The 22,223-nt window shown below is 37.7% G+C and carries 16 protein-coding genes; 10 read left to right on the top strand and 6 right to left on the bottom strand.

What is annotated here, in order from left to right:
• Positions 1-396: 396 nt before the first annotated feature.
• The gene (leuO, locus tag ABN236_RS10880) at positions 397-1,341 is read right to left on the bottom strand and encodes a transcriptional regulator LeuO (protein ID WP_349473963.1); all 945 of its coding nucleotides are present in this window, start codon (positions 1,339-1,341) and stop codon (positions 397-399) included.
• 870 nt (positions 1,342-2,211) lie between these two features.
• On the opposite strand from leuO, the gene leuA reads away from it, so the two are divergent.
• From leuA to mutH, 6 genes are all read left to right on the top strand, one after another.
• The gene (leuA, locus tag ABN236_RS10885; protein ID WP_088494913.1) at positions 2,212-3,771 is read left to right on the top strand and encodes a 2-isopropylmalate synthase; all 1,560 of its coding nucleotides are present in this window, start codon (positions 2,212-2,214) and stop codon (positions 3,769-3,771) included.
• A 2-nt stretch (positions 3,772-3,773) separates the two neighbouring features.
• Positions 3,774-4,865, top strand: coding sequence for a 3-isopropylmalate dehydrogenase (gene leuB, locus ABN236_RS10890; protein ID WP_088494912.1), 1,092 nt, complete (start codon positions 3,774-3,776; stop codon positions 4,863-4,865).
• Position 4,866: 1 nt separating this feature from the next.
• Complete coding sequence (gene leuC / locus ABN236_RS10895; protein WP_194950955.1) at positions 4,867-6,276, top strand: 3-isopropylmalate dehydratase large subunit; 1,410 nt, start codon at positions 4,867-4,869, stop codon at positions 6,274-6,276.
• A gap of 8 nt (positions 6,277-6,284) precedes the next feature.
• The gene (leuD, locus tag ABN236_RS10900; protein WP_088494910.1) at positions 6,285-6,890 is read left to right on the top strand and encodes a 3-isopropylmalate dehydratase small subunit; all 606 of its coding nucleotides are present in this window, start codon (positions 6,285-6,287) and stop codon (positions 6,888-6,890) included.
• A 291-nt stretch (positions 6,891-7,181) separates the two neighbouring features.
• Positions 7,182-8,861 (top strand): HTH-type transcriptional regulator SgrR, encoded by a 1,680-nt coding sequence (gene sgrR, locus ABN236_RS10905; protein WP_349473964.1) that lies wholly within the window; start codon positions 7,182-7,184, stop codon positions 8,859-8,861.
• 623 nt (positions 8,862-9,484) lie between these two features.
• Positions 9,485-10,162, top strand: a complete 678-nt coding sequence (gene mutH, locus ABN236_RS10910) for a DNA mismatch repair endonuclease MutH (protein WP_088494908.1) — start codon at positions 9,485-9,487, stop codon at positions 10,160-10,162.
• 95 nt (positions 10,163-10,257) lie between these two features.
• On the opposite strand, the gene ABN236_RS10915 is transcribed toward mutH, so the two are convergent.
• From ABN236_RS10915 to speA, 4 genes are all read right to left on the bottom strand, one after another.
• Positions 10,258-10,602 carry a helix-turn-helix domain-containing transcriptional regulator gene (locus ABN236_RS10915; protein WP_165122740.1) on the bottom strand — a complete coding sequence of 115 codons (345 nt, stop codon included), beginning with the start codon at positions 10,600-10,602 and terminating at the stop codon, positions 10,258-10,260.
• Positions 10,592-10,933: a type II toxin-antitoxin system RelE/ParE family toxin gene (locus ABN236_RS10920; RefSeq protein ID WP_349473965.1), complete on the bottom strand. Its 342-nt coding sequence runs from the start codon at positions 10,931-10,933 to the stop codon at positions 10,592-10,594. Before ABN236_RS10920 ends, ABN236_RS10915 begins: the two co-directional genes overlap by 11 nt.
• A 174-nt stretch (positions 10,934-11,107) precedes the next feature.
• Positions 11,108-12,028, bottom strand: coding sequence for an agmatinase (gene speB / locus ABN236_RS10925; RefSeq protein WP_036912424.1), 921 nt, complete (start codon positions 12,026-12,028; stop codon positions 11,108-11,110).
• A 103-nt stretch (positions 12,029-12,131) separates the two neighbouring features.
• On the bottom strand, positions 12,132-14,039 hold the full coding sequence (gene speA, locus ABN236_RS10930) for a biosynthetic arginine decarboxylase (RefSeq protein WP_088494907.1): 1,908 nt from the start codon (positions 14,037-14,039) through the stop codon (positions 12,132-12,134).
• 688 nt (positions 14,040-14,727) lie between these two features.
• On the opposite strand from speA, the gene metK reads away from it, so the two are divergent.
• Positions 14,728-15,882, top strand: a complete 1,155-nt coding sequence (gene metK / locus ABN236_RS10935; RefSeq protein WP_088494906.1) for a methionine adenosyltransferase — start codon at positions 14,728-14,730, stop codon at positions 15,880-15,882.
• A 174-nt stretch (positions 15,883-16,056) separates the two neighbouring features.
• On the opposite strand, the gene bcsG is transcribed toward metK, so the two are convergent.
• On the bottom strand, positions 16,057-17,802 hold the full coding sequence (gene bcsG / locus ABN236_RS10940; protein WP_349473966.1) for a cellulose biosynthesis protein BcsG: 1,746 nt from the start codon (positions 17,800-17,802) through the stop codon (positions 16,057-16,059).
• An 863-nt stretch (positions 17,803-18,665) separates the two neighbouring features.
• Between bcsG and bcsR the strand changes: the two genes are divergently transcribed.
• Genes bcsR through bcsA form a run of 3 tightly spaced genes read left to right on the top strand, consistent with a single transcriptional unit; the run spans position 18,666 to position 22,188 of the window.
• Positions 18,666-18,857: a cellulose biosynthesis protein BcsR gene (bcsR, locus tag ABN236_RS10945; RefSeq protein ID WP_194952672.1), complete on the top strand. Its 192-nt coding sequence runs from the start codon at positions 18,666-18,668 to the stop codon at positions 18,855-18,857.
• A gap of 8 nt (positions 18,858-18,865) precedes the next feature.
• A complete protein-coding gene (locus ABN236_RS10950) occupies positions 18,866-19,603 on the top strand; it encodes a cellulose synthase operon protein YhjQ/BcsQ (RefSeq protein WP_349473967.1) in 738 nt (245 codons plus the stop codon).
• Entirely contained in the window at positions 19,603-22,188 is a 2,586-nt protein-coding gene (bcsA, locus tag ABN236_RS10955; RefSeq protein WP_349473968.1) for a UDP-forming cellulose synthase catalytic subunit, read from the top strand. The genes ABN236_RS10950 and bcsA overlap by 1 nt, the downstream gene beginning before the upstream one ends.
• Positions 22,189-22,223 lie beyond the last annotated feature (35 nt).

The raw sequence follows: 22,223 nt of genomic DNA on the forward strand, positions 1-22,223 counted from the left end.
AATAAAGGAATTCAATTTTACATAAATTTGTAAAATTGTGAGTTATGAAAAGTTTTGTCAGAAAAGGCTATCTCATCACAGTGAGAAAATTAAATATGATGGTCTTATTTTTTATGGAAAGCTAAAAAGAAAAGCTGATAAATAACAATAAGTAATTGTTATAACTTAATCAATGACAATAGAATGAGGGCGATATTATTGCAAAAAATAGGTTTAACATAGTAATAATACGAATAAGAGTCATTATTACAAAGAAAGGGCAAAAATAGTGACAGCAATCCAATTTAGTTTATCTAACTGCATAAACGCCATCTTGGTCATTAGCTGAGTAACTAACGTTATCTGCCACTATTTCTGCATAATTAGTAGTAAATACTAATTATGAGCGAAAACACTCTAGTTTTGACAAACTTCACTTAATAAATTTTTCATCCATAAGTGGCCTTTATCACGCGCTGTTGACTCATGCCAAATCAGGTAACATGGACGCTCTGTTTTTTCCCAAGGCAACGGCACGGCTTTAATATCTAATTGTTCAGAATAACTCTCAACTAACCATTTTGGTGCAATGGCAACCAAATAAGTTCTAGAAACAATATTTAATACACTATTTAAATCGGTTCCTTGATAAGTGATTAAATCTTCCAATTGAGTATTTTTATAATACGGCGCACTAAATGAACCAATATCATCTAAAGAAACAATAGAATGTTGCTCATTTAATAACATCTCTTGGGTTACACTCTCTTTAATACGAGGATGTTTATTAGAAACGACCAAAACAACTTCATCATTAAATAGTGGTTGTGAATGAAATTCAGCTTTTTCAAAGTCTTTATAACTAATAAAGAATTCAGCTTCTTGGTATTTTAGTTGGTGCTCTATATTGCTATTTAAATAAGATTTAATATTAACGTTGATATTGGGTGTTTCATTTTTAATTTGTTCAACTATTTTAGGTGCTAATTTTATATCTAGAGGGCTACAAATAGACAAATTAAATATACGCTCACTTTGTTCTGGCTCAAATCCTGCGCCAGGAAGTTCATTATGAACCAATTGTAAGGCTTGTCTCACTGGACCAAAAAGTTGTTTAGCTCTTAATGTAGGTTGAATACCTCGTCCATAACGAACAAATAATTCATCATTAAACATAACTTTGAGGCGAGATACAGCATTACTCACTGCAGGTTGTGACATGCCCAATACTTGCGCAGCACGGGTGACATTTTGCATTTGCATAACAGCATCAAATACCGTTAATAAATTAAGATCAACATTACGTAAATGAATATCTGTTGATTCTCTGCTGGTAACTGTTGCTGATGTGTAATCCGTCATTTCTTACTCCACTATGTTATCATAATAGCCAAATAAATATTATTAACTGAGATATTATTAATAATAGATAGGCTTCAACTATTACTTAAACTATTTATTAAAATTTATTATTCATCATCCATGAATATAACTAAACACATAAGTTTCATATCAATAAAAAAACGTATTTCATATAAGTGATGAAATTTGATATTAAAATTACATGTATAGAAAATGATTATATCAATATATATTACAACCTGTTTTACCTTCTGCCTTGCAAATAATAAAACAAAGTATGATAAAAATCATAATAAAATAATGTACTTTCATTCCTAAAATAGGTATCCGGTATCTATCATCATTTATAATACAATGATTTTTATTCTTACATTCAAAACGTTGCTCACATTTATTAATCATCCCTTCCCTAACACCCTCTTTTTTCTTTATCAACTGGCTGATTAAAAAAAAAGCAAACAATTGTTTAATTTTTCATTTCACTCTTTTTCAAACAACGTATGGAACATTAACCCAATCAATGAATGCTTAATAGTTATAATCATTAGTAAAAATTTAGATATTAGTCAGAATCACTATAAAAATTTTATAAATAACACTGATAAATGAATTAATAAATTCCAACGCTTGACATCCTTATTGGTATTAGGTATCAATAAATACAGATTATTGAGAACTTATCTAAGGATGTTTCATGTTAAACGCAATTTTACTATCAAGCCTACTACTACTCGCAACTTTTATGCGCGGTCGGCTTATGGGTAAAAAGTGAAACACACCTGCCCTTAGAGAGAAAAACCCGCGCTAGTCGCGGGTTTTTTTATACCTGGGAGAGCGCAAACAGCAAATAAAAAGAGAAAGGAACAGATTATGAGCAACGACGTGATTATTTTTGATACCACATTGAGAGATGGCGAACAAGCATTGCAGGCGAGCTTAAGCGTAAAAGAGAAGTTACAAATTGCTTACGCTTTAGAGCGTTTAGGTGTGGATATCATTGAAGCGGGCTTTCCTGTTTCTTCTCCTGGTGATTTTGAATCCGTGCAAACCATTGCACGCGAAATCAAAAATAGCCGTATTTGTGCATTGGCACGCTGCGTTGATAACGATATTGATGTTGCAGCGGAGTCTTTAAAAGTCGCAGAGGCTTTTCGTATCCACGTATTCTTGGCAACCTCAGCACTGCATGCTGAACACAAATTGAAAAAATCATTCGAAGATATTATTGAAATGGGCGTGAATTCGATAAAGCGTGCTCGTCGCTATACCGATGACGTAGAATTTTCTTGCGAAGATGCAGGCCGTACCCATATCGATAATTTATGCCGAATTGTTGAAAGCGCAATTAATGCTGGCGCAACCACCATTAATATTCCAGATACCGTAGGTTATACAACGCCTTACCAATTTGGTGGCATTATCACCAACTTGTTTGAGCGTGTTCCCAATATTGATAAAGCCATTATTTCTGTTCACTGTCATGACGATTTGGGCATGGCAGTTGCTAACTCTATTACTGCAGTACAAGCAGGTGCAAGACAAGTAGAAGGAACAATTAATGGCTTAGGCGAACGTGCGGGTAACTGTGCATTAGAAGAAGTCATTATGGCGATAAAAGTTCGTGAGCAAATGATGAATGTTCAAACACGGATTAATCACAAAGAAATTTATCGTACCAGTCAATTAGTCAGCCAATTATGTAATACGCCAATTCATGCTAATAAATCGGTTGTTGGCTCCAATGCATTCGCGCATTCATCGGGTATTCACCAAGATGGCGTTTTGAAAAATCGCGAAACCTACGAAATCATGACACCGGAATCTATCGGATTAAAAGAAGTGCAATTGAATTTAACTTCTCGTTCAGGTCGTGCCGCTGTTAAACACCGTATGGAAGAGATGGGTTATCGCGAAACAGATTATAACTTGGATACTTTATATTCTGCCTTCTTACGTTTAGCCGATAAAAAAGGCCAAGTCTTTGATTACGATTTGGAAGCTTTAGCATTTATAGGACAACAGCAACAAGAGCCTGATGAGTTTGTAATGAACTATTTTAATACTCAATCTGGTTCGTCAACCGTTGCTACTGCAAGCGTCAGTATTACTCATGGCGATAAAGAGATTACTGAAGCAGCAACGGGTAATGGTCCCGTTGATGCGGTTTATCAAGCTATCTCTCGTGCAACAGGTTATCCATTGAAATTAGTCACTTATCAATTAACTGCTAAAGGTGAAGGTAGAGACGCTTTAGGGCAAGTTGATATCGTCGTTGAATATCAAGGACGTAAATTTCATGGGATGGGTTTAGAAACTGACATCGTAGGTTCATCAGCGAATGCCATGATCCACGTTATCAATAGCATTTGGCGCTCAGAGCAAGTCGAAATAGAAAAACGCAAACAACATACAACACAAGAAGCGGTTTAATTATGTCAAAAAATTATCATATTGCAGTATTACCCGGAGATGGTATTGGCCCTGAAGTCATGGCTCAAGCACAAAAAGTGATGAAGGCGGTTAGTAAGCGTTTCTCACTCAATATCACAACAAAAGAATACGATATCGGTGGCATTGCCATTGATAATCATGGCACTCCGTTGCCAGCAGATACCTTAGCGGGTTGTGAACAAGCCGATGCGATTTTATTTGGTTCCGTCGGTGGCCCTAAATGGGAACACTTACCTGCAAATGAACAGCCAGAGCGCGGTGCTTTATTGCCATTACGCAAGCATTTTAAATTGTTCTGCAATTTACGCCCTGCTCGTTTATATGAAGGCTTAGAAGCCTACTGCCCATTACGTGCTGATATCGCCCAACGTGGTTTTGATATTTTATGTGTACGTGAATTAACAGGCGGCATTTACTTCGGTCAGCCTAAAGGTCGTGAAGGGGAAGGCGCACAAGAGCGTGCTTTTGATACTGAAATTTATCATCGTTATGAGATTGAACGTATTGCACGCTTTGCGTTTGAGTCAGCACGTAAACGCCGTCATAAAGTAACCTCAATTGATAAAGCTAACGTATTACAAAGCTCTATTTTATGGCGTGAAGTTGTCACTGGGATCGCAAAAGAATACCCAGATGTTGAAATTCAACATATGTATATCGATAACGCGACAATGCAGTTAATTAAAGATCCATCTCAATTTGATGTGTTGCTGTGCTCCAATATTTTTGGCGATATTTTATCTGATGAATGCGCAATGATCACAGGCTCTATGGGAATGTTGCCATCTGCCAGTGTTAACGAAGAGCGCTTTGGTTTATATGAACCCGCAGGAGGCTCAGCGCCTGATATAGCAGGTAAAAATATCGCTAACCCTATTGCACAAATTCTGTCTGCTGCGCTGTTATTACGCTATAGCTTTAATGAAGATAATGCAGCTCAAGCCATTGAAGATGCTATCACACAAGTATTAGCAAAAGGCTACCGCACCGCAGATTTAGCGGGTGATGGCAACGCAATCACAACCGCCGAAATGGGTGATCATATCGCTCAGTATATTCGTGAAGGGGCATAACATGGGTAAAACATTATATCAAAAAATTTATGATGCACATGTTGTCAGAGAAGTGAGTGATGAAACACCCATTTTGTATATTGATAGACATTTAGTGCATGAAGTGACATCACCTCAAGCCTTTGATGGATTAAGAACAAAAGGTCGCCCTGTTCGTCAACCGAATAAAACCTTTGCAACGATGGATCATAACGTATCAACACAAACTAAAGATATTAATGCTTGTGGTGATATGGCGAGGATTCAAATGCAAGAGTTGATGAAAAACTGCCAAGAATTTGGCGTTACGCTGTATGACTTAAACCATCCATATCAAGGAATTGTTCACGTGATGGGGCCAGAGCAAGGCTTAACCTTACCGGGAATGACCATTGTTTGTGGCGATTCACATACTGCAACTCATGGTGCTTTTGGTTCATTAGCTTTTGGCATTGGGACTTCAGAAGTTGAACATGTTTTAGCAACCCAAACTTTAAAACAGTCTCGCGCTAAAACATTAAAAATTGAAGTTCAGGGTAAAACCGCTATTGGGATCACGGCGAAAGATATCGTATTAGCCATTATCGGCAAATTAGGTAGTGCCGGCGGCACGGGCTATATCGTTGAATTTGCAGGTGAAGCCATTGAAGCATTAAGCATGGAAGGTCGAATGACTTTATGCAATATGGCGATTGAAATGGGAGCTAAAGCAGGCTTAGTCGCGCCAGATGACACCACTTTTGACTACTTAAAAGGGCGTCAATTTGCACCTAAAGATCAATCTTGGGATGAAGCTGTCGCTTATTGGAGAACCTTAAAGTCTGACAATGATGCAATTTTCGATGCCACAGTCACTATTAATGCCGCTGATATTGCGCCACAAGTTACATGGGGCACCAATCCAGGGCAAGTTATTGCTATTGACCAAATAGTCCCGTTATTAAATAGCTTTAACGATCCTGTTGAACGCGCTTCTGCTGAAAAAGCCTTAGCTTATATGGGATTAAGTGAAGGCGTTAACTTAACAGATGTTGCTATCGATAAAGTCTTTATTGGCTCTTGTACAAACTCGCGTATTGAAGATTTACGAGCAGCTGCTGAAATCGCAAAAGGCCATAAAGTTGCATCCCATGTTCAAGCGATTGTTGTTCCGGGATCAGGTCCTGTTAAAGCACAAGCTGAAGCAGAAGGCTTAGATAAAATCTTTATTGAAGCAGGTTTTGAATGGCGTTTACCGGGTTGTTCAATGTGTTTAGCGATGAATAACGACCGGTTAAATCCGGGCGAACGTTGCGCATCCACCAGCAACCGTAACTTTGAAGGTCGCCAAGGTCGTGGAGGTCGAACACACTTAGTCAGTCCTGCAATGGCGGCGGCAGCAGCGATTAATGGTCATTTTGCAGATATTCGTACATTTGCAGTGGCATCTTAAAGGAGAACATGATGAATAAATTTACTCAACACACGGGTATTGCGGTTCCTTTAGATGCAGCAAATGTGGATACCGACGCCATTATTCCTAAGCAATTTTTGCAGAAAGTGACACGTACTGGCTTTGGTAAGCACCTGTTTCACGATTGGCGTTTTTTGGACGATGAAGGCACTCAGCCTAACCCAGCGTTTATTTTGAATCAGCCTATTTATCAAGGTGCATCTATTTTATTAGCTCGAGAAAACTTTGGTTGTGGATCATCTCGTGAACACGCGCCTTGGGCATTAACTGATTATGGTTTTCACGCCGTTATCGCACCCAGTTTTGCTGATATTTTTTACGGGAATTCATTTAACAATCAATTATTACCAATCAAATTAAGTGATGATGAAGTCTCACAATTATTTGATTGGGTAAAAGAACATGCGGGCACACCCATTACCGTAGATTTAGTGGCACAAGAGGTTAGAGCGGGTGAATTACATTTCTCTTTTGAAATCGACTCATTTCGCCGCCACTGCATGATTGAAGGATTAGACAGTATTGGATTAACACTGCAACACCAAGATGATATTAGTGCTTACGAGGCAAAACAACCTGCCTTTATGCGCTAATTAAAGCAGTTTTCACCTTCTTCTACTTTCTGTGATGTTTACTTTGTCATTCTTGCCGTAAATTCGTTTACGGCTTTTTTTTGTCCCAACAAAAGCCTTCCTATAAATAACCAATAAAAAAGCCAGTGATCAATCATCACTGGCCGGTAATCACCGAATGCTCAAATGGGGGAGTCTGTCAGTATTCGTAATTTGTGATAACTAACATGAGAGCTAACTTTAAACACAATCATTATCGGTCTAATATAAGGAAATTAAAATTGATCACTTTATCAAGGGATTTCCTCTTTTATGATCTCACCCCGCTTAGAGTTACAATTTATTCGCTTATGGCAAGCCTTTCAGGGAAAAGCGACCGAAACAACGTTACAAGAATTAGCACAAACCCTGCATTGCACGCGTCGTCATGTCCGCTCTTTATTAAATAAGATGCAAGAAATAGGTTGGATAAATTGGCAAGCGGAAGTTGGTCGAGGTAAAAAATCCACGCTTATTTTTCACTCTAATGCACTGGAGATCCAACAAAATCGCGCTGAAAGACTGATAGAAGAGAATGATATTGAAAAGCTTGTCGCACTAATGGGCGATAAAGACTCAGTACGGCAAATGGTGCTCTCTCAAATTGAAAAAAGCTTTCATCCCGGACAACAATTACTGCGTATTATTTACTATCGCCCTTTTAGGAATTTATTACCGGGAACACCATTAAGACGCTCTGAATTACATTTAATGAGTCAGATATTTAACTCGTTAGTGCATCTAAAAGAGGAAAATGGGGAAGTCGAAGCCGAATTAGCTCATCATTGGCAAATGGTCACAGAGCAACATTGGCGATTTTATTTACGTCCTTCTATCTATTTTCATCATGGTCGTGAGCTCACCCTTGAAGATATCAGTACTTCTTTAATGAGAATGAAACACTGCAACCCTCTTTATGCACATATAGAACAAATTTCCTCGCCTCAGCCTTATGTGCTAGATATTTTCTTAAGCGAAGCGGATAAGCAATTTGCAACGTTATTAGGAAGTCCACAAGCCGTTATTTTGCCGCAAGAATGGGCATCACTTCCTTCTTTTGCACAACGTCCCATTGGTACTGGCGCTTATCAGGTTATCGCTAATGATAAACATAAGCTGCAAATCAAAGCCTTTAATCGCTATTTTGGCTTACGGGCATTATTAGATGAAATTGATATCTGGGTAGTTCCAGAACTGAATAACAAAATGGTCTGTTCAACTATTCATTTAACAGATGATGATACCAATAAAGACTCACTAGAAAGCCGTAAAGAGGAAGGATGTTATTTCCTACTTTATGATAGTCGCTCAGAACAGTGCCAGCAGACTGAAATAAGGGAGTGGTTAAGCAGTGTGTTAACCCCTGTTAATATGCTGACGCATTGTGATCCTTTCTATCAACGCCATTGGTCTCCTGCTTATGGATTATTACTTCATTGGCATCACAGTAAATTAATCCGCCAACATCCAAAACCTCCTTCATTAACAAAACTGACTGTCACTCTTTATAAAGAGCATCATGAATACAGCACTATTGCAGATTTAATAAAAAGTATTTTATCTCAGTATGATATTGAACTTACCATTCAAGTGCTTGATTATGAGCAGTGGTATTACGGAGAAGCTGATAGTGATATTTGGTTAGCAACAGTGAATTTTTATAAACCTTTAGAGTTCTCAATTTTTGCTGCACTTTATGAATTACCACTCTTTCACCAATGTTTAGGCGCATCATTTTCACAAGAGCTCACACTATGGCACCAAAAATCCTTGCCGCTTGAAGAGTGGTGTCGCCAATTAACACAAGATATTTGGCTTTATCCTCTATTTCACCATTTACTAGAGCTACAAGGGCAGAGAACTATACGAGGTGTCAAAATGAATACCTTTGGCTGGTTTGATTTTAAATCAGCGTGGTTTACGCCGGATATCGATACACCAAAGCTAAAATAGGTTGTTGTCTCTTTTCAGTGTTCAAATTAGTCATTATTTGTGTTAATTCACAGAAACCTTGAAAGTTATAAACACCCACATAAACACTTAGGGGATTTATTCACTTTTTCTGTGGATATCTATGTGAAAAAGAGTGAGATAATCAGGGTATAGTTTTTGTATTGTTAGAAAGCCTGTTGATACAAATTTTAAAATATCACTTATAATTCAAATTAGTAGCCAAATTTTAATGCCTATTTCAGCGATTGGATAAAACAATTAAAAGGTCCTCTCGCTTAAATCGTACAAAAAATAACCATAGGGTGTTTTATCCACAGGTTATGCCGATTAGTTAGACAAAATAGGATAATTTTGGCAAATATCTGCAAAAGTCAAGGCTGTAAATCAGAACAGTGATCTCACTTTCTGTGAGTTATCCCATAAAGCTGTGGATAACCTAGTGTAAAAGCCTGTTTATGATTTCAGGATAACCGTGCACAACTTGGAATTATAAATTTCAATTAGCGAATTAACTCAAAAAAATGATGATATATCATGCTATTATGATTTAAATAAAATAAAGCTAAATACGTTATCAACAACCCGTTTTTTCTGTCTATTATTTATACAAGAAGATAATAATTATGTTTACGCCACCAATCGCACCCGAAAATGAACAGGTTTTATTTGAACGAGCAAAAGCGCTTGCGGGTTATACTTTTGGTGAACTTGCCGCTTTTGCACAACTCCCTATCCCAATTGATCTAAAAAGAGATAAAGGTTGGGTAGGCATGTTGTTGGAATACTATTTAGGCGCAAGTGCAGGCAGCAAACCTGAACAAGACTTCAGTGAATTGGGCATTGAGCTCAAAACAATTCCAATTGATAGATTGGGGATGCCTTTAGAAACCACTTTTGTCTGTGTCGCAGCATTGACCGGAAACAGCGGTATTACATGGGAAAATAGCCATGTAAAACGTAAGCTCTCAAAAGTATTATGGGTGCCAGTTGAAGGAGAAAGGGAAATACCATTAGCACAACGTCGCGTCGCCTCTCCGCTACTTTGGAGCCCTAATAGCACGGAAGAAGAACTATTACGTCACGATTGGGAAGAGCTAATGGATATGATTGTGTTAGGTAAAGTAGAAAGCATTACCGCTCGTCACGGGCAAGTCTTACAAATCCGTCCCAAAGCCGCAAACAGTAAAGCATTAACAGAAGCTATTGGTGAAGATGGGCAACGTATTATGACCTTACCCAGAGGATTCTATTTAAAAAAGAATTTTACCGCCCCTCTGCTTGCTCGTTATTTTCAGCTTTAGTTTCGTTATAAATCACTCGCAACAAAATACCCTGTGTCATTATTCTAAATCACACAGGGCATTATTATTAATACGATACTTTCTGGTTTATTTTTCTAAATGCAATGAGAAGAAGCCAGCCTAACACCCACTGCTCGTGTTATTTCTGTGAGTGTTGTTAAAGTCGGATTACCATTTTCAGATAATGCTCGATAAATATGCTGTCGAGAAAGACCTGATTTTTTTGCTATTTCACCTACACCACCATGAGCTTCGATTATTTGCCGTAATGCAATAAGAAACGCACCAACGCCTCCAGGTTCATAGATACCTTCTAATGCTGTCTGTAAATAAATTTCTGCATAAACAGGATCTTCTCGCAGTTCTTTGATCAATTCAGCATCATGATCAATACATGCAGGGATATTATTTTGTTTCATTTTTTCTATTTTATTTGTCATTTTTTATCCTTACATAATAATCTTTAAGATAACTCACTGCTTTGTCTATATCTGCTTGCTGAGTTCCTTTATTACCTCCAACTAATAAGAGAATTATAAGCCCATTCTCTACAGAGTAATAAACTCGATACCCTTGACCATAATTGATCCGTAAAGCCCAAACATCTTCTCTTTCAAACTTATGATCAGCAAAATTACCGACACAGGCTCGTGATATTTGTACTTCTACTTTTGCTGCTGCTTGAGGATCACGTTTTCTTAATTTCTTAATCCAATCCGTATAGGGTACTTTTTGATTATTATCTTGATAACGTACTATTTTATATGGCATTTGCTATCCCTATTGCCAAGTCACTTGATTGTCGCTTATAAATTACAAATAAAGTGTAACTTATAACAGACAATCATCAAGATAAAAAAGCGTTCTTTTTTTCAAAAAACAAACATAAAAAAAGCGATACCTAACAGATATCGCTTTGTCTTTATTTTCTGAAATTAACAGAAATTATTTTTTTGCGGCTTGCAAATACAACATATCAAGAGCAATGGTTGCCCCTGCAAGTGCTGTAATATCCGATTGATCGTAAGCTGGAGAAACTTCAACTAAATCCATACCGACAATGTTTAACGGTTGTAATGCACGTAAGATCTTCAGTGCTTTATCTGTTGTTAAGCCGCCTACAACCGGTGTGCCTGTTCCTGGTGCAAACGCAGGATCAAGACAGTCGATATCAAAAGTCAGGTAAACAGGGAGATCACCAACAATACCTTTGATCTGATCAACGAGATCAGTCACACCGCGATCGTTAACCTGTGCTGCATCCAATACAGTGAAACCATTATCACTGTCATGATCAGTACGAATACCAATTTGAACAGAGTGGTTAGGATCGATTAATCCTTCATTTGGTGCATGGAAGAACATAGTACCGTGGTCAAATTTACTGCCATTACCATAAGTATCGGTATGCGCATCAAAATGAACTAATGCCATTTTACCGAAGTGTTTTGCATGGGCACGTAATAAAGGCAGTGTGACAAAATGGTCACCACCAAACGTTAAGCATTTTTTACCTGCGGCTAATAACTTCTCTGTATGAGCTTGTAATTTATCGCTCATATCTTGTGCATCACCGAAGTTAAACACTAAGTCACCACAATCGACAACGCTTAAACGTTCACGCATATCGAAATCCCATGGCCAGCGATTACCTTCCCACGCTAAATTCGTTGAAATTTGACGAATAGCGCCTGGTCCATGACGAGTTCCTGCACGACCTGATGTTGCCATATCAAAAGGCACACCTGTAATAACCCAATCTGCATCACTGCTATAAGGCTGAAAATTCAGTGGAAAACGTAAAAAACCAAATGCATTAGAGATCAATGAATTATCAGTCTCATTACCTAACGTACTATTTTTCATGCTATTACCTCTGTTGCTTATTTAAAATAAGCAACATACAAATCAATATGATAGATAAAGAGTGATGTTTAATAACATCACTCCTGCATTGGAAGGTGAAGAATTACTCTTCTTCTTCCAGATACGTATAACCGTATAAACCACTTTCAAATTCAGTCAGGAATTGCTCTTGTAACGCTTCATCTAACTGTGCATTTTTTACTTGGGTGCGGAAACGATCTAACAGCACGGTAGGATTTAACTTAACGTACTGAAGCATATCAGCAACCGTGTCGCCCTCTTCACTTTGCACGTAAGTCAGATTACCTTTCTCATCAAGGTAAACGTCAACCGCTGCCGTATCACCAAATAAGTTATGCATATTACCTAAAATTTCCTGATAAGCCCCTACCATAAAGAAGCCGATCATTGGTGGATATTCAGGATCATAAGCTGGCATTGGCATCGTTGTTTCAACACCATCACCATCAACATAATGGTCAATAATACCATCTGAGTCACAAGTGATATCGAGTAACACTGCGCGACGATCAAGCGGTTTATCTAGCCCTTCAATCGGTAATACAGGAAATAACTGGTCGATACCCCATGCATCAGGTAAAGATTGGAACAATGAGAAGTTAACATAGAACTTATCTGACATACGTTCTTGTAACTCATCAATAATAGGACGATGGGCACGATTGCTTGGATCTAAATCGTACTGAATACGACGACAGATATTCAAATACAGCTCTTCTGCCCATGCACGCTCTGTCAGACTTAACATACCGTGAACATATTGGGTATGCACATCATGTAAGTCTAATTGGCTATCGTGTAACCATTCACGTAATGAACGGCTATGCCCTTTAGTTTGCATCTCTTCCCATGTTTCCCAAAGGCTTGCAATCGGTCTTGCTGCATCATCTTCAGGTGGTGTAATTGCCGTAAATTCATTACGTTCAACACCAATTACATTAGAAATTAATACTGTATGGTGTGCTGTTAATGCACGACCTGATTCAGTAATAACGGTTGGATGTGGTAAATCATTTTCATCACACGCGTCACCAATCGCCCAAATAACGTTATTCGCATATTCATTAAGGCCATAGTTAACAGAGCAATCAGATTGTGAGCGTGTACCTTCATAGTCCACACCTAAACCGCCACCCACATCGAAATACTGAATATTCACGCCCAGTTTGTGAAGTTCAACATAGAAGCGTGCAGATTCACGAACACCGGTTGCGATATCACGGATATTCGCCATTTGTGATCCCAAATGGAAATGCAGTAATTGCAGGCTATCTAAGCGGTCAGCTTGGCGTAACATATCAATTAATTGCAGAACTTGTGTCGCGGCTAAACCAAATTTTGATTTTTCACCACCACTTGCCTGCCATTTACCTGATCCTTGAGAAGCAAGACGAGCGCGAACGCCTAAACGTGGAATAACTTCTAAACGTTCAGCTTCTTCAAGAACCATTTTAATCTCAGACATTTTCTCAATGACTAAGAAAACTTTATGCCCAAGTTTTTCACCAGTGAGTGCTAAACGAATATACTCACGGTCTTTATAACCATTACAAACAATCACAGAACTTGTCATATTGGCATGAGCAAGTACTGCCATTAATTCTGCTTTAGAGCCAGCCTCTAAACCTAAAGGCTCTCCTGCATTGACTAATGACTCAATAACACGACGTTGTTGGTTAACTTTAATTGGGTAAACTAAAAAATAGTCACCTTTATAACCATAAGATTCACGCGCGCGATGAAACGCAGCATTAATCGAACGTAAACGATGTTGTAGTATTTGAGGAAAGCAAAAAAGCGCAGGTAAACGCAGGTTCGATTGCTCTTCTTGAACTCGTTTAACCAACTCGGTTAAATCAAAAGTTGCATTAGGAACATCAGGATTAGGACAAACGCTAATATTTCCCCGATTATTCGCTAAATAGTAACCGCCACCCCAATATGCAATGTTATAGGTCTGCTGCATCTTACGAGCGATGTTATCATTCATGACATTCTCCTTAGGGAGTATGAGTTTATACCTTGCCTGTCACCATAGTAGTCAATTATCCGACAAAAATCTGAAACGACTGATAAATAACAGTTGGAAGTAATGGCTCACTATATATTTTTATATGATTATCCAGCTATACGCAGGACATAATAGTAGAAAGTTCTTGAGTTAACCTATAACGAGTTAACACAATCACCTATTGGCAAGTAACAGACAACTTCGCTCTAAAGAGAAAGAGCTCAAAGAGGAAATTACTCTAGATATACTACGTGTATAGTATTGGCGAGTACTGTTTTGGTTTTTGAAAAGACTAACCTGTAGACAATGGATCATTACCCATTCACTCCACACATGGCTTAAACTTATAAGCCATTTCCCTAACAGAGAAACAGGATCAGAAATCCTGCGGTTTACACTGTGTTCAGATTTCACAGTAACCGCGAGGTTATACCTTTAGTTAGTTAAAAATGCAAAGCAAAAAGTACAAAAAACTTTTTTTTCTCTAATCTCTCTTTTCTTGATACAAAAATAGCAAGCAGCAAAAATAAGATTAACTGTTTGATTCTACTTTATCCCTATATTTGATTAAAAAAAGCTGGAATTAAAGAGAGAAGAGTCATAAAATAGACGTCTAGATGTTAAAACATCCATCCTTAAACCGTTTGTATTAAGGTAACGAGATATAATGACTACACACCTTTTTACTTCTGAATCAGTCTCAGAAGGTCATCCAGATAAAATTGCAGATCAGATTTCTGATGCTGTTCTGGATGCAATTTTAGAACAAGATCCAAAAGCACGCGTTGCCTGCGAAACTTACGTTAAGACAGGCATGGTTATGGTAGGCGGAGAAATTACCACCAAAGCTTGGGTCGATATCGAAGAAATTACACGTAACACTGTTCGTGAAATCGGCTACACCAGTTCTGACATGGGCTTTGATGCTAATTCCTGCGCAGTTATCAGTGCGATTGGTAAACAATCACCTGATATCAACCAAGGCGTTGATCGTGCAAATCCATTAGAGCAAGGCGCTGGCGACCAAGGTTTAATGTTTGGTTATGCAACCAACGAAACTGACGTATTAATGCCTGCTCCAATTACTTATGCTCATCGTTTAGTTCAACGTCAAGCACAAGTCCGCAAAAGCGGTGCTTTACCTTGGTTACGCCCTGATGCGAAAAGCCAAATTACCTTCCAATACGACAACAATAAAGTTGTTGGTATTGATGCAGTTGTATTATCAACTCAGCATTCTGAAGATATTGCACAAAAAGATCTGCATGAAGCAGTGATGGAAGAGATCATTAAACCTGTTCTGCCAGCAGAATGGTTAAATGAACAAACTAAATATTTCATCAACCCAACAGGCCGTTTTGTTATCGGTGGACCAATGGGCGACTGTGGTTTAACCGGTCGTAAAATCATTGTCGATACTTACGGCGGTATGGCTCGTCACGGTGGCGGTGCTTTCTCTGGTAAAGATCCATCGAAAGTTGACCGTTCAGCCGCTTATGCTGCTCGTTACGTTGCTAAAAATATCGTAGCAGCAGGTTTAGCAGATCGTTGTGAAATTCAAGTTTCTTACGCAATCGGTGTGGCTGAGCCAACATCAATTATGGTAGAAACATTTGGTACTGAAAAAGTCCCAACAGCACAACTGATTCTGTTAGTGCGTGAATTCTTTGACTTACGTCCTTATGGATTAATTCAAATGCTAGATTTACTGCACCCTATCTACCAAAAAACGGCTGCTTACGGTCACTTTGGTCGCTCTGAATTCCCTTGGGAAGCAACAGATAAGGCTGAAATCTTACGTGAAGCAGCAGGCTTAAAATAAGTCTCTTGCCAAGAACATCACGTTATTGATTTTGATAAGACCACATCTTAATAGATGTGGTTTTTTTATGGCTTCTATTTATAAAACTCATAAAAAAACCCCGCAATCATACGGGGGTCTCAATAGGAGAAAACGAGAACATAGATTTATGATGAAACTGTTTCCTATAAAAAGTTAATTAGGGTAGTTAATCCACTCACCTCCATTTAACTTGATATAAGACTGCCCTTGATAATCAACCACAACCGTAGCTTGGTTTTCCGCAACATTGGCAGTTTGAGGAAGTTCACTGGCTAATGCATTCCAATCAATAACAGATTGGTTAAAGACATCACCATTCACATTACGAGAAATAAACTCAGAGATAGCCAAATAGCTGCTGGGTTCATCGACAATCACAGGAGGATAAAATTGTGCTCTATCTTTTATTCCGGTGAAACGAATACCAACAGGAACGGTAGTAATACTTTGGCTTGGAATATCTCTTAGCCCTGACATTTGTGTCTTATCACCTTGTAGCGCAGCACCATGCTCAGGCACAATCACCACCATCACTTTTCTTCCTTTTTTATCTAGCTCATTCATAAAGCTATCTAAGTTATCAAGCAATGTAGAGGCGCGTTTACCATAATCAGCGGTGCTATTTTCGCCTACATAACGGTTACCATCATGTAATGACACCAAGTTCACAAAGGTCACAGAGCGGCTCTCATTAGACTGTTCACGCGCTTGCAACCAACGTTGTAATGTTTCCTTATCGTTGTAAATTTTGGTGCCATCAAATGCGGTAATTTGATGAGAAAGATTTTCTTGATCTTGTAAGGCGATATTAAGATTACCGAGTTGCTGAACTTCTTTGAGGTAATTACCGAACTTCCCGTTATGGTCGAGTACCAATTTCTTGGCAAATCCTAACGATGATAAATTATCCATCAGCAAACATTGTGCATCTGCGGGATCGTATAAATCAGAGTGGTGAGTCTGACCACAACTCGCACGTAATAATCGTAATGATGCAGGACCGCTGTAAGAAGATACGGTATTAAAATGACTAAATAACACATCAAAGTTACCCCAAATAGGGTGTTCTTGTAGCCCAACCGCCGCCGCATCAGCAGTAGAAAGCGAACAGATATTAATAATCAAAATATCAAAAGGCTGAGCATTGGCTGATAACTGCGCAGGAAATGGTGTTGTGCGTTTTTTCTCATAACCATAAAACTGTGTTAGCCAATCATCCAATACCTTATTATTAACCTTCAGTTTTTGTGGTGGATAAACGGTATTAATAGATGCAGTCTCTACTTCCTTCGTTGGTACAACTTCAGGGGAAATTTGCGGTTCAACTGAGGCAGGCAACACTTCAGGTGCTTTGACTACCACAGTGCTTTTTTCTGCACTAATGTTACTTTCTTGCGTAAAAGAATTAGCGGAAACTGCAGGCACCACACCTTGAGAAAAATGAGTAAACCCACCAAGATTTAGCCACAACACCCCCGCAATAATAAAGACGGATACCCTCATCCACTGTTCAATAAAAAGGTAGCCCACTAACAAAATAAAGGCGACACCTATCATTTTGATATTGATAAAGTTAACAGTTAACTCAACAAGGTAATCAAAGGAAAACTGTTTAAGCTGTCCACCTTGGGCAAGAATCGTTGAAAAGCTGGGTAACCAAGTATCATGGTAAAATAATATTATCCCTATTGGGATAGCGATCCAATTACGCATTTTATACCAAATATTTTTTGGTAATGGGAACAATAAAAAGGCAAGAAAAAGTAAATTGCTAAAAGCATCAAAATTTAAATAACCATACCAAAGTAAAACAAACTTTAGTAAAAAATAGAAATTCCATGCTCCCAACCCATGCCAGTAATGTAAAAAATCGAACTGGGTTGTATTAGATTTGTTCATTTTGATTTCCTACTCTTTAGTATAAATAAATCCAATTCAACAGTTATATGATTACTCATATCTGTCTTTTTATTACTTCTGATATTTAATTAACTACTAAACGATCATATAAGAGAATATTTATTTAAAACCAAGTAAAAACCCTTAAATAAAAAATAACGAAAAAGAAAACCTCGTCAGAAAACACTGACCTCTTATATAAAATAAAAACAATTATGATATCCAACTTATTTAATTTGGATTCGAAAACAAAATACTCAACGTTCTATTTATATAATAGCGTCTATTTTTAAAAATGATGATTTATTTACATTAAATAATGAAACACAGAGTTATCTTATTTTTATATTTCGAAACAAAAACAAAACAAAATACACATTAACAACATCGAATAACAATTAATAAACATAAGTAGCAATAAATAAACAAACGCCTCAACATAAACACAAAAACAATCATTAAAAGACTATAATATAATGATTTTTATATGAAAAATGATACAGATCAACATACAAATATGATCATCAGATTCGAACAATTTAATATATTGTTATAAACAGCTAATTTACATTTCTTTTTATTGCTTTATTTTGTAGCTAAACTCTTTCCGTTATTATTTAACAGACGAAATTAAAAAAACAGAAAATATAAATGTAAAAAGAAAATCAATAGCCATCATTTATAAAAATAAGATAATAAATATCTATTTTATGTGTTTTTACGTAATTGAAATAATGTATTTTAAAGCATATTCTAAAATAGGTAGTTTAAATAAACAGAAAGCATTATTAATTAACCCCTATTTTTATCGAGATTTTAATTTCGATAGAGATTTATTTTTCTTTTATCCAGAGGATATTAAAATGAAAAATGAAACTTTTATTAACTCAAATATAAAAATAGAAAAAAATAATCTAAATAAGGACATTGATAAACTAAAAAAATTATTTTCATTAAATAACTATCACTATCAGGATATCAATAAAGAAGAAGTAAATAGTGAGCTTATTTATCGCTGGCCATTACTTAATGCATTTCATTACATGACTAAATGAGGCTGACTATGCCACTTATTGTATTAAAAGGGCTTCGAGGTGGAGTGGGTACAACATCCACGGCAATTGCCCTTGCTCGACAATTTAATCAACAAAATAAAGAAGTGCTTATTATTGATAATTGCACTGAAAATATTTTGTCTTTTTATTTTCCAGCACAGCAAAAAAATACCACATTAAGTCAGGCATTATTAGCAGAGACATCAATAGAGGAGAGTATTTTTTACTATCGACCACACTACCAAGTGTTACCTTTTGGTTTGGTTAATACGAAGGATAATTTGCTCTTACAATTATCATTTTCAGCAAAACAACATCTTACCCATTTTTTAACGACATTTATTCAGCTACACCCTGATGCCATTATTTTAATGGATTTACAGCACACAGAAGATGCTCTTTTCACATCTTGGATAGAAAAAGCGGATATTTTTTTCACCGTGGCAATGGCAGAAAGCAACTGTCATATTCGCCTTAACCAACACGAATTTATCGAAAATGAATACGTACTGATTAACCAATTTCGTGCCACCAGCCAAATTCACCAAGATTTTTATCAATTTTGGCAAACGACGCCATTTCCATTATGCCCTGTCGTTCTTCATCGAGATGAAGCCTCATTAGAGGCGTGTGCCTCACGTTTACCTTTATATGATTACCGAGCTAATTGCATGTTAGTAGAAGAAATATCGCAACTCGCTCAATGGTGTTTTTCGTTATTTGAGAGGAAAGAGGGACAGCCATAATGCCATCATCTTACGATGCCACAAATAAAATCGAAAAGAATGTGACACAACATATTCTTATTCGTTACTACAAGTTTTATCGCCATAACGGTGCATCTCGCAGTGCGGCTATTATTAGCGAGCTATTTATGGGCATTATGTGGCTTTTTTTACGGATGGAATCCCCTTTTTGGCGGAGAATTGCCAGAAAACAACAAGAGCTATATCCTCATATCGATCCTCGTTGCCCTAAAGTTTTCGATCCTATACGCTATTTGTTGCAAAGCATTTGGCTAACTTGCCATTATGCAGCGCATTTGCTGATTAAAAAACCCACACAACTGATTTCCTATATTCGAAAAACATACAAAAAACTCTTTGTTCATGTCACTCCTATCGCGATTGACATCATTGAACATAAGAAAAAAACTACGCCATTTTGGCAGTATGTCCTCTATTCCGTCATCGCTATTTTTGCCATTTTCTTTATTTTACTCAGTATTACTCAGCCATTTGATCTCACGTTCCAGTTTGTTTTTGTGATTGTTCTTTGGTTAGTTGCCTTAGCTATCCGCGATATTCCGGGGCGTTTCTCTTCAATCGCAATGGTTATGTTGGCACTGACAATTGCATGTCGATATATTTGGTGGCGTTATCAATCAACCCTTTATTGGGTTGATAATTTCAGCCTATTTTGTGGTTTACTGCTTTTACTGGCTGAAACTTATGCGTGGAGTGTGTTATTCCTTAGTTTTATGCAATGCATTTGGCCACTGCATCGAAAACCCGTTTCTATGCCTGAAGACATTACACAATGGCAAAGCGTTGATATTTTTATTCCTACCTATAACGAAGATTTACAAGTTGTTAAACCCACAATCTATGCCAGCTTAAATTTAGATTGGCCTAAAGATAAGCTCACTATTTATCTGCTTGATGATGGCTCTCGTCCTGAATTTAAAGCATTTGCTCAAGAAGTGGGTATTCGTTATATCACACGAGAAAAACACGATTTTGCTAAAGCAGGTAATATCAATCATGCCTTAACTCTCGCTTCTGGTGAGTTTGTCGCTATCTTTGACTGTGACCATATTCCAACACGTTCATTTCTACAATTTACGATGGGATGGTTTTTAAAAGATGAAAAAATGGCTTTGGTGCAAACACCCCACCATTTTTTCTCACCCGACCCTTTTGAACGTAATTTAGATAATTTCCGTGAAACGCCGAATGAAGGCACACTCTTTTATGGATTAGTTCAGGATGGGAATGACACTTGGAATGCAGCGTTTTTCTGTGGCTCGTGTGCCGTTTTACGTCGTACTGCATTAGATGAAATTGGTGGTATTGCTGTTGAAACAGTTACAGAAGATGCGCATACCTCATTACGTTTACACCGTCATGGCTGGAGATCAGCTTATATTCGCATTCCACAAGCCGCAGGTTTAGCGACTGAATCATTATCCGCGCACATAGGTCAACGCATTCGGTGGGCAAGAGGAATGGTTCAAATATTCCGACTTGATAATCCACTCTTTGGTAAAGGTTTGAGCCTGCCACAACGTCTTTGTTACTTAAATGCTATGTTGCACTTTTTCTCTGGCATTCCACGGATGGTTTTCTTACTTGCACCACTGACGTTTCTTTTTTTCCACGCCTATATCATTTATGCACCTGCGGTTGCCATCGCCCTCTATGTTGTACCGTATTTGATCCATATTTCACTCGCAAGTGCGAAGTTACAAGGCGCTTATCGCCACTCATTCTGGGGTGAAGTTTATGAAACAATTTTGGCGTGGTACACCACTCGCCCAGTGTTGAGTACTCTTTTCTCTCCTCATAAAGGGACTTTCAACGTTACTGACAAAGGTGGCGTGATGGAAGAAGGCTTTGTCGATTGGCGAATTAACCGCCCTTACTTACTCTTTCTCAACCTAAATTTATTGGGTATTTTGTTTGCCTTTTGGCGCATTGCAACAGGCGATCCTGATGAAGCTTGGGCTGTTGTTATGTGTTTATTGTGGGTTTGCTATAACCTTATCTTACTGGGTGTTGCTATTGCAGTTTCTGTCGAAACAAAGCAACAACGCCGTTTCCCTCGCGTTCGCGTTAAAGTTCCTGCCATGTTGCTGTTAAATAATGGCTCTCTCTATCGCTGTTATCTCTATGATTTTTCTGATAATAGCTGTGCCATTCAATTACCTGATAATGTCATACTTTCACTCTCTCCAAATGAAAGTATCACTCTATTACTCAATGAAAATCAGCGTGAACACGCCTTTAAAGCCAATATTTCACGTGTTGATGGGCAAATTATTGGGTTACAACTTCTTGAAATGACAACGCAAAAAGCTATCGAATTTACTGCGTGTACTTTTGAGCGAGCCGATACTTGGGCTGATTGGCAAAATGAACTTCCAACCGACAGACCTTTAAGTAGTCTCAAGAACATTATTTTTATCAGCATGCAAGGTTATAACACTTTGTTAAAACGTGCTCCTTACTTTATTTACGCCACTTTTCGCTTACTCGGTCTCTTTTTGCTGTGGCTTTCATCGTTACTCCCTCAACGCGTTAATGTTTCACAAATATTTCATCAGTCTTGAAGGAAAAACTCAGTTTTCTGGGAATTTATTAATAA

Origin of the sequence: Proteus sp. fly-1013 (assembly GCF_040140245.1) — a bacterium.
Taxonomy (GTDB): Bacteria; Pseudomonadota; Gammaproteobacteria; order Enterobacterales; family Enterobacteriaceae; genus Proteus; species Proteus mirabilis_B.